General features: G+C 65.4%; 7 protein-coding genes. 1 reads left to right on the forward strand and 6 read right to left on the reverse strand.

The annotated features are described in order from the left end of the window. Positions 1-23: 23 nt before the first annotated feature. The 6 genes from HMPREF3086_RS05555 to HMPREF3086_RS05580 all read right to left on the reverse strand — a co-directional run bounded on the left by HMPREF3086_RS05555 (position 24) and on the right by HMPREF3086_RS05580 (position 6,080). Positions 24-1,271, reverse strand: a complete 1,248-nt coding sequence (locus HMPREF3086_RS05555) for an N-6 DNA methylase (RefSeq protein ID WP_246830915.1) — start codon at positions 1,269-1,271, stop codon at positions 24-26. Positions 1,272-1,855: 584 nt separating this feature from the next. Next, a complete protein-coding gene (gene dnaB, locus HMPREF3086_RS05560) occupies positions 1,856-3,679 on the reverse strand; it encodes a replicative DNA helicase (RefSeq protein ID WP_070720606.1) in 1,824 nt (607 codons plus the stop codon). Between the two features lie 458 nt (positions 3,680-4,137). After that, positions 4,138-4,590: a 50S ribosomal protein L9 gene (gene rplI / locus HMPREF3086_RS05565; protein WP_061913488.1), complete on the reverse strand. Its 453-nt coding sequence runs from the start codon at positions 4,588-4,590 to the stop codon at positions 4,138-4,140. Between the two features lie 115 nt (positions 4,591-4,705). After that, positions 4,706-5,290, reverse strand: a complete 585-nt coding sequence (locus tag HMPREF3086_RS05570; protein WP_007632070.1) for a single-stranded DNA-binding protein — start codon at positions 5,288-5,290, stop codon at positions 4,706-4,708. A 92-nt stretch (positions 5,291-5,382) separates the two neighbouring features. Continuing rightward, positions 5,383-5,670: a 30S ribosomal protein S6 gene (rpsF, locus tag HMPREF3086_RS05575; RefSeq protein ID WP_007632072.1), complete on the reverse strand. Its 288-nt coding sequence runs from the start codon at positions 5,668-5,670 to the stop codon at positions 5,383-5,385. 146 nt (positions 5,671-5,816) lie between these two features. Continuing rightward, positions 5,817-6,080 carry a LuxR C-terminal-related transcriptional regulator gene (locus tag HMPREF3086_RS05580; RefSeq protein ID WP_070720608.1) on the reverse strand — a complete coding sequence of 88 codons (264 nt, stop codon included), beginning with the start codon at positions 6,078-6,080 and terminating at the stop codon, positions 5,817-5,819. A gap of 177 nt (positions 6,081-6,257) precedes the next feature. Here HMPREF3086_RS05580 and HMPREF3086_RS05585 point away from each other — a divergent pair. Next, the coding region (locus HMPREF3086_RS05585; protein WP_141764008.1) for a helix-turn-helix domain-containing protein at positions 6,258-6,585 on the forward strand (328 nt) is incomplete at its 3' end.

Consider the following 6,585-nt stretch of genomic DNA (forward strand, 5'->3'; position numbering starts at 1 on the left):
GGTGACACTAAAACTTGTGGAAGTCAGGTCGAGAGCGCGCCCCTGTCCGGATGGCCGAGACGTTCCTTGCCAATGGCCAATAGGTAGGTGACCCGTGCCAGGGTTACTGCGACGGGGTGGATGTCCATACCCACCACGTGGGCGCACACCTGGATGGCGGCGGACCCTGCTGAGTGGCCGGCGTCTTCGGCGGCAGCTAGATATCTTCGACCAGCGTGGAACAGGAAGGTGCCGGAGCCGCAGCTGGGGTCGGCCACGCGGGCAGTGAGCGGATCGTCGATGGTGTCGGCTACGACACGGTCAGCCAGCCAGTCAGGGGTGTAGTACTCGCCTAGTCGTTCCCGTTCCTCAGCGGGTATGACGGACTCGTAGAGGATCTTGAGTACGTCGTTCTCGACGTCTGCCCAGACGAAGCGGGAGATGCGGCGGGCAAGCTGCATAACGAATCCCTCGCCGCCATCGACCTCGAGCACCCAGTCGAAGAAGTCCTCTTCCACCACTCCGTGGATCTGGGCTTGGCGAAACTTGCTGCCGGTGAGCAACTCCTGCGGGGTTAGGGCCTTGCCGGGCGAGGTGTCGAATCCGATCGCGGCATGGGCGATGATTTCGGCGCTGAGCACGAGCAGGGTGTGGTTGATGAACAGCTCTTCGTCGTCGACGAACTCCGCTCCGAACGAGGTTCGCAACAGCTTGGCCCACAGTTCACGTTTGAGCTGGACCTCACTGGACCCAGCGTTGTCGCGGTACAGGTCCAGTAGCCGAACAATATCAATCTGATGAGCTGGCGAGTCGACGCCGAGACGGTCTTCGATCTCCTTCGGGAGCGGCGCGATATCCGGTTTGGTCGCTAGAGCCGACTCAAGCCAAACGATCAGCCGGTCAGCGGCTGTATCTGGATCCGACAACTGGAGACGTGACACTGGTACGAGTTCGTCATCGATGAGGTCGTAGAGCCGCCAGCTGACGCCGTCAGTAAGGATCCCGAGGAAAGGAACTCCCGCCATACGGCTACGGGTGGCCACGTAGCCGCCGAGCTGCTCGAGCGCGGCTTGGAGATCGGTCTGTCCCAGATCCCTCTTCGTCTCGATGATTGCTTGGCCGAAGCGGATGTCGATCCGCCGCTTCGATCCGTCGCCCATCGGATCCTCGAGAACGACCCCGGCATCGTCGAGGCCGATGTCTGCGGCCAGCAGGAGGGTCTTGATCGACGACTGGATGTCAGCCTCTGTGTGGACGCCGCCTCGCAGCATGTCCCGCACAGTTGTGTTCACGAGTGCAGCGGTAGAGGACACGCAAACGCCTTCCATTTGAGTGGCCTCTGATCCTTTCAGGCCAGTCGGACGCTAACAGGGGCGGGCGCCCTGCAGGTCCTCCGCGTGGTATTTAATCTTTGATCCGCCCCGGGAGCTTCGTACACAGATTCTATACTGATTGAAAGAGTCCACCTCCTGTTTGGAACAGGCTCTCGCTGTAGGTCACTAGTGGCAGGCGAGGAGGGTCGAGGCGCCTACCGCCGGGTCGTTGAAGTACACCCGTACGGCGCGTCTAAAGGCATCCCGCTGTGTCACGGGGCGTGTTTCACCGTCTTCGAAACAGGAGCCGCTGGGGTCTAGAGGAACAACCACACCGCTGGTCGGCATCCCAGATGCTGCGCCACGAATGCGCCTCGCATCGTTTGGCTCCACGATGTCCTGCCCCGCAAAGAGCCGGGCCCAGCCGCTTACCGCACTAGAAGGCAGAATCTCGCACTTTCAGGCAATTCTCAGCAGTCCCAACCAATCCCATTAAAATTGGCTCAAAATCCCAGAATCCCAAGATTTCGACCCAGAATCCCAACTTTCGCCTTGCGCGGCAGCTACAGCCCTCGCGCCATGTCCACGAAGCGCGAGTAGTGGAGCTGGTGCGCGACCGTGATCGTGGACGTGGGACCGCCACGGTGCTTACCGAGGATCAGGTCGGCCTCACCGGCACGCGGGTCGTCGCGCTCGGACGCGTCCGGGCGGTGCAGCAGCATGACGATGTCCGCGTCCTGCTCCAGCGAGCCTGACTCACGGAGGTCGGAGACCTGCGGCCGCTTATCGGTACGCTGCTCCGGCCCACGGTTCAGCTGCGATATCGCGATCAAGGGCACGTCGATCTCCTTGGCCAGCAGTTTGAGCTGACGGGAGAACTCCGAGACCTCTTGCTGACGCGACTCGACCTTCTTCCCCGAAGACATCAGCTGGAGGTAGTCCACCACGATCAGGCGCAGATCGTGCTTCTGCTTGAGCCGACGGGCCTTGGCACGGATCTCCATCATCGTCATGTTGGGCGAGTCGTCGATGAACAGGGGCGCCTCGGAGATCTCACCCATCCGCCGGGCCAGCCGCGTCCAGTCCTCGTCGCTCATCTTGCCCGACTTCATATCGGACAGTTTGACCCGCGCCTCGGCGCTCATCAGACGCATGACGATCTCCGTGCGGCTCATCTCCAGCGAGAACACCACGGAGGCGAGCCCGTGCTTGATGGAGCAGGACCGCATGATGTCCAGGCCGATGGTGGAGTTGTGCGTGGGGATCGCCGTGGGCCCCGCCAGGTACAGGTGGTCGTCGGCGGCCACCTCGATGCACTTGACCGGCACGCTCGAGGCGCCGCGCACGTCCGTGATGAGCCGCGCCGCCCGGCCGGAGTCCGGGTGCTCGGGGACGACGATGCCGAAGTCGCAGACCAACATGAGGGTGTCCAGCGACTTGGTGGTGACGACCTGTTCGGTGCCGCCCATCTCGATACGCCACTCGTGCTCGGCATCGGCCACCAACTCGGTGCCGTCGTTGAACCGCACGGTGAAGCAGGGGCGGTCCTCCCACACCTCGGTCACGGCCACGACCTCGGTCGGCTGCCCGTCCGCGCCCAGCACACGGTCCCCCACCGCGACCTCGCCCATGGTGGTCTGCCCGTCCGGAGTCGGCAGGACGGTGTCCAGGGCGAGGGCCTTACCGACGCCCGGACGGGCGGCGATGATGATCATCTGGCCGCCGTGCAGGCCGTTGGTGACGGCGTCGAGGTCAGCGAACCCCGTGGGAACACCCTGGGCGAGACCGCCCGCGGTATGGATGTTGTCGATCTCGTCCATCGTGGGCTGCAGCAGCTCCTCGATGATGACGTAGTCCTCGGTGGTGCGGCGCTCGGTGACCTCGAAGATCTCCGCCTGCGCCCGGTCCACGACCTCGGCGACGTCCGAACCCTCGGACCCCGAGTAGCCGTACTGCACGATGCGGGTACCCGCGTCGACAAGACGACGCAGTACCGCCTTCTCCGCGACGATCTGAGCGTAGTACCCCGCGTTGGCCGCAGTGGGCACCGTCGAGATGAGCGTGTGGAGGTAGGGCGCACCACCGGCACGACGGAGATCCCCCCGGCGATCCAGCTCGGCGGCCACGGTCACCGCATCGGCCGGCTCCCCGCGCGCATACAGGTCGAGGATGACGTCGTAGATGGCCTGATGCGCCGGCTTGTAGAAGTCACCCGGCTGGATCTCCTCCACCACGTCCGCGATGGCATCCTTGCTCAGCAGCATGCCGCCCAGCACGGACTGCTCAGCGGTGAGATCCTGCGGCGGGGTACGGCCGAACTCGCCTCCGCCACCCTCGTCGGGCTGAGGGGGCAGCTCGCCGGGACCGTCGTATCCCGCCTGGGCCATGACCGCTCCTCTTCCACTGTCGAACTCGATCACCCGCCCGGCCCCGACTGGGAACCGGCGAGCGACCCCTTCACTGTAGGGCACCGACACGACACACCCGGAGTTGCGCCTCCAGCCTTATCCACAGGCTTCTCCACATTTGCGGGAGGGTGTCTGTGGAGAACTGTGAATGGTTGGAGGTTACGCAGGGCCGATGGGCGTATCACTGTGGATAAACGGTGGAAAGCCCAGGCCAGTTCCCACAAAACCGCTGGTCACTGGTATCGGTGCAGGTCGGAGGGCCCGTGGAGAACCTCGTTTATCACGTCACCAACCGGGACACAATAGATAACGAAAGATGAATGCGACGGATCCGAGATCCCGCCGGACCCTCGCCTTTACAGCTAGTTATCCACAGGCCGTCCACAATGGCGAGGGCCCCGGTCGTCACTGTGACGACCGGGGCCCTGCGCGGTGTATCAGGCGGGGACGACCTCGACCGCGACGCGCGCGGTGGTGTCGTGACCCAGGTCGACGACGACGTTGTGGCTGCCGGTCGCCTTGATGTGCTCCTTGGGCATCTGCACGGAGCGCTTGTCGAGCGTGGGGCCGCCGGCGGACTTGATGGCCGCGGCGACGTCACCGGCGGTGACGGAGCCGAACAGCTTGCCCGTGTCGGAGGTCTTGACCGCGACCTTGACGTCGGTCATCGACTCGAGCTTCTGCTTGAGCTCGTTGGCGTGATCCGAGTCGCGGACCTCGCGGGCCTCGCGGGCACGCTTGATGGACTCGATCTGGCGCTCGGCACCCGGGGTGGCCACGATGGCCATCCCGCGCGGGAGCAGGAAGTTACGACCGTATCCGCCCTTGACCTCGACGATGTCGCCCGGCGCACCGAGCTTGTCGACGTCGGCGGTGAGGATCAGCTTCATGATCCGTCTACCTTTCTTTCCTCCGACGGACCCGACCTGGGCCGGAGACGTCGCGAGGTCATGTCTCATGCTTGTGGGGTGGGACGCCGGCAGCGCCCCGGGGAATCGACCCGATCTAGAATGGGGGCTCGTCGTCCATGCCGCCGAAGCCACCGGAACCACCGGCCTGCGGGGCGCTGCCCCACGGGTCGTCGTTCTGCTGGCCGCGGCCCTGGCCGCCGCCGTAGCCGCCCTGCGACTGACCGCCGCCGTAGCCACCCTGCTGGCCACCGCCCTGGAAGCCACCACCCTGCTGGCCGCCGCCCTGGAAACCGCCGCCCCCGCCGCCTTCGCGGTTGGTGCGGGTCACCTTGGCTGTGGCGTACTTGAGGGACGGGCCGACCTCGTCGACCTCGACCTCGTACACCGTGCGCTTCTCGCCCTCACGGGTCTCGTACGACCGCTGCCGAAGCCGGCCGTTGACGATGACGCGCATGCCCTTCTGCAGCGACTCGGCGACGTTCTCCGCCGCCTGCCGCCAGACGTTGCAGGTGAGGAACAGGCCTTCGCCGTCCTCCCACTGGTTGGTCTGCGAGTTGAAGCGACGCGGCGTGGAGGCGATCCGGAAGTTCGCCACCGCGGCACCCGACGGCGTGAACCGCAGCTCGGGGTCCGCGACGATGTTCCCGACCACCGTGATGGGGGTGTCGCCCTGTGCCATTCGCTTGTCCTCCGTGTTTCAGGCCTGGTGTGGATGGTGATCGGAGGCCGACCGACCGCGCCCAGAGTACCGGGGTGGTCGGACAGTCCGGGTCACTTGTCGGCGCGCAGCACCTTGGTGCGGAGAACGTTCTCGTTCAGACCGAGCTGGCGATCCAGCTCCTTGACCGCGTCCGGCTCGGACTTGAGCTGGACGACGGCGTAGATGCCCTCGTTGAGCTTGTTGATCTCGTAGGCGAAGCGGCGCTTCCCCCAGACATCGACCTTGTCGACCGATCCACCCTCTTGCCGGATCACGTTGAGGAACGTGTCCAGCGACGGCGCCACGGTGCGCTCGTCGAGACTGGGATCGAGGATGACCATCACTTCGTATTGACGCATGGGACCTCATCACCTCCTGTGGACTACAGATTCGGCCACGGTGTCTCCGTGGCAGGAGGGTCGTTGCGTCAGCAACCGCTCAAGGCTACCCCGCCTGAACTCGGCTGACGAAATCACGCAGGAGCGCCGCCCCGCCCCCGTACGGCTCAGAGGTCCTCGAGCCGGACGTACCCGTCCTCCACCGCGCGCAGCAGCAGACGCACCTTCGTGCGTGCGGGTCGGCCCACCGCCTCGTATTTGGACCGGACCCGCTGGATGTAGGTGCTCACGGTCGAGTCGGCCAGGAACAGCCGCGCGGTCACCTCCCGTTTGCTGTCCGACGCGAGCCACGCGACGAGGACCTCGACCTCGCGCTCGCTGAGCTCGGGCCGGTTCGCCGCCGCGGGTGAAAAGTGAAGTGTCGCCGTCATGGTGCCCTCCGTCTACATGAACGTGAGTTCATCCTGAGGAGTCGAACGGCACGCGTCGACCTCGTGCGAGATGTCCGGACAAGTCCGTACGCGGGCGTCGTCCGTTCGCATGAAATACCAGCTTCTGCTGCGGTTTCCGACCCCGTACACCCGTGACCTGGCCGTACGATGTTGACCGTGGACACCACCCGCGGGGCCGGCAACCCGACCGACGATCGATCAGTTCCCTCTCAGGTTCAGACCCGGGAGGAGCTCGGTGCAGCGCTCACGGCGCTCCGCGTGTCGGCCGGTCTGTCGGTCCGTGACGTGGTTCGGTCGGTCCCGTCGCTGACCCTGGGGACCGCGTCGGGATGGTTCTCCGGCGGGCACGTGCCCACCCGCGCGAGCGAGTCGACGCTCGTCGAGATGCTCCGCCTCCTCGGCGTGGACGACGCCCCGGCCATGGAGGAGTGGCGGGCCGCGGTCGAGCGGGTCCGCTCCCTCCCCGGCCCGCGCCGCACCCGCC

The organism is Dietzia sp. HMSC21D01, from assembly GCF_001815995.1.
In the GTDB taxonomy this organism is placed as follows: Bacteria; Actinomycetota; Actinomycetes; order Mycobacteriales; family Mycobacteriaceae; genus Dietzia; species Dietzia cinnamea.

Excerpts from the sequence above, each read along its gene's own strand:
- dnaB (WP_070720606.1), bottom strand. The coding sequence starts at position 3,679 with ATGGCCCAGGCGGGATACGACGGTCCCGGCGAGCTGCCCCCTCAGCCC.
- rplI (WP_061913488.1), bottom strand. The coding sequence starts at position 4,590 with ATGAAGCTGATCCTCACCGCCGACGTCGACAAGCTCGGTGCGCCGGGC.
- HMPREF3086_RS05570 (WP_007632070.1), bottom strand. The coding sequence starts at position 5,290 with ATGGCACAGGGCGACACCCCCATCACGGTGGTCGGGAACATCGTCGCG.
- rpsF (WP_007632072.1), bottom strand. The coding sequence starts at position 5,670 with ATGCGTCAATACGAAGTGATGGTCATCCTCGATCCCAGTCTCGACGAG.
- HMPREF3086_RS05580 (WP_070720608.1), bottom strand. The coding sequence starts at position 6,080 with ATGACGGCGACACTTCACTTTTCACCCGCGGCGGCGAACCGGCCCGAG.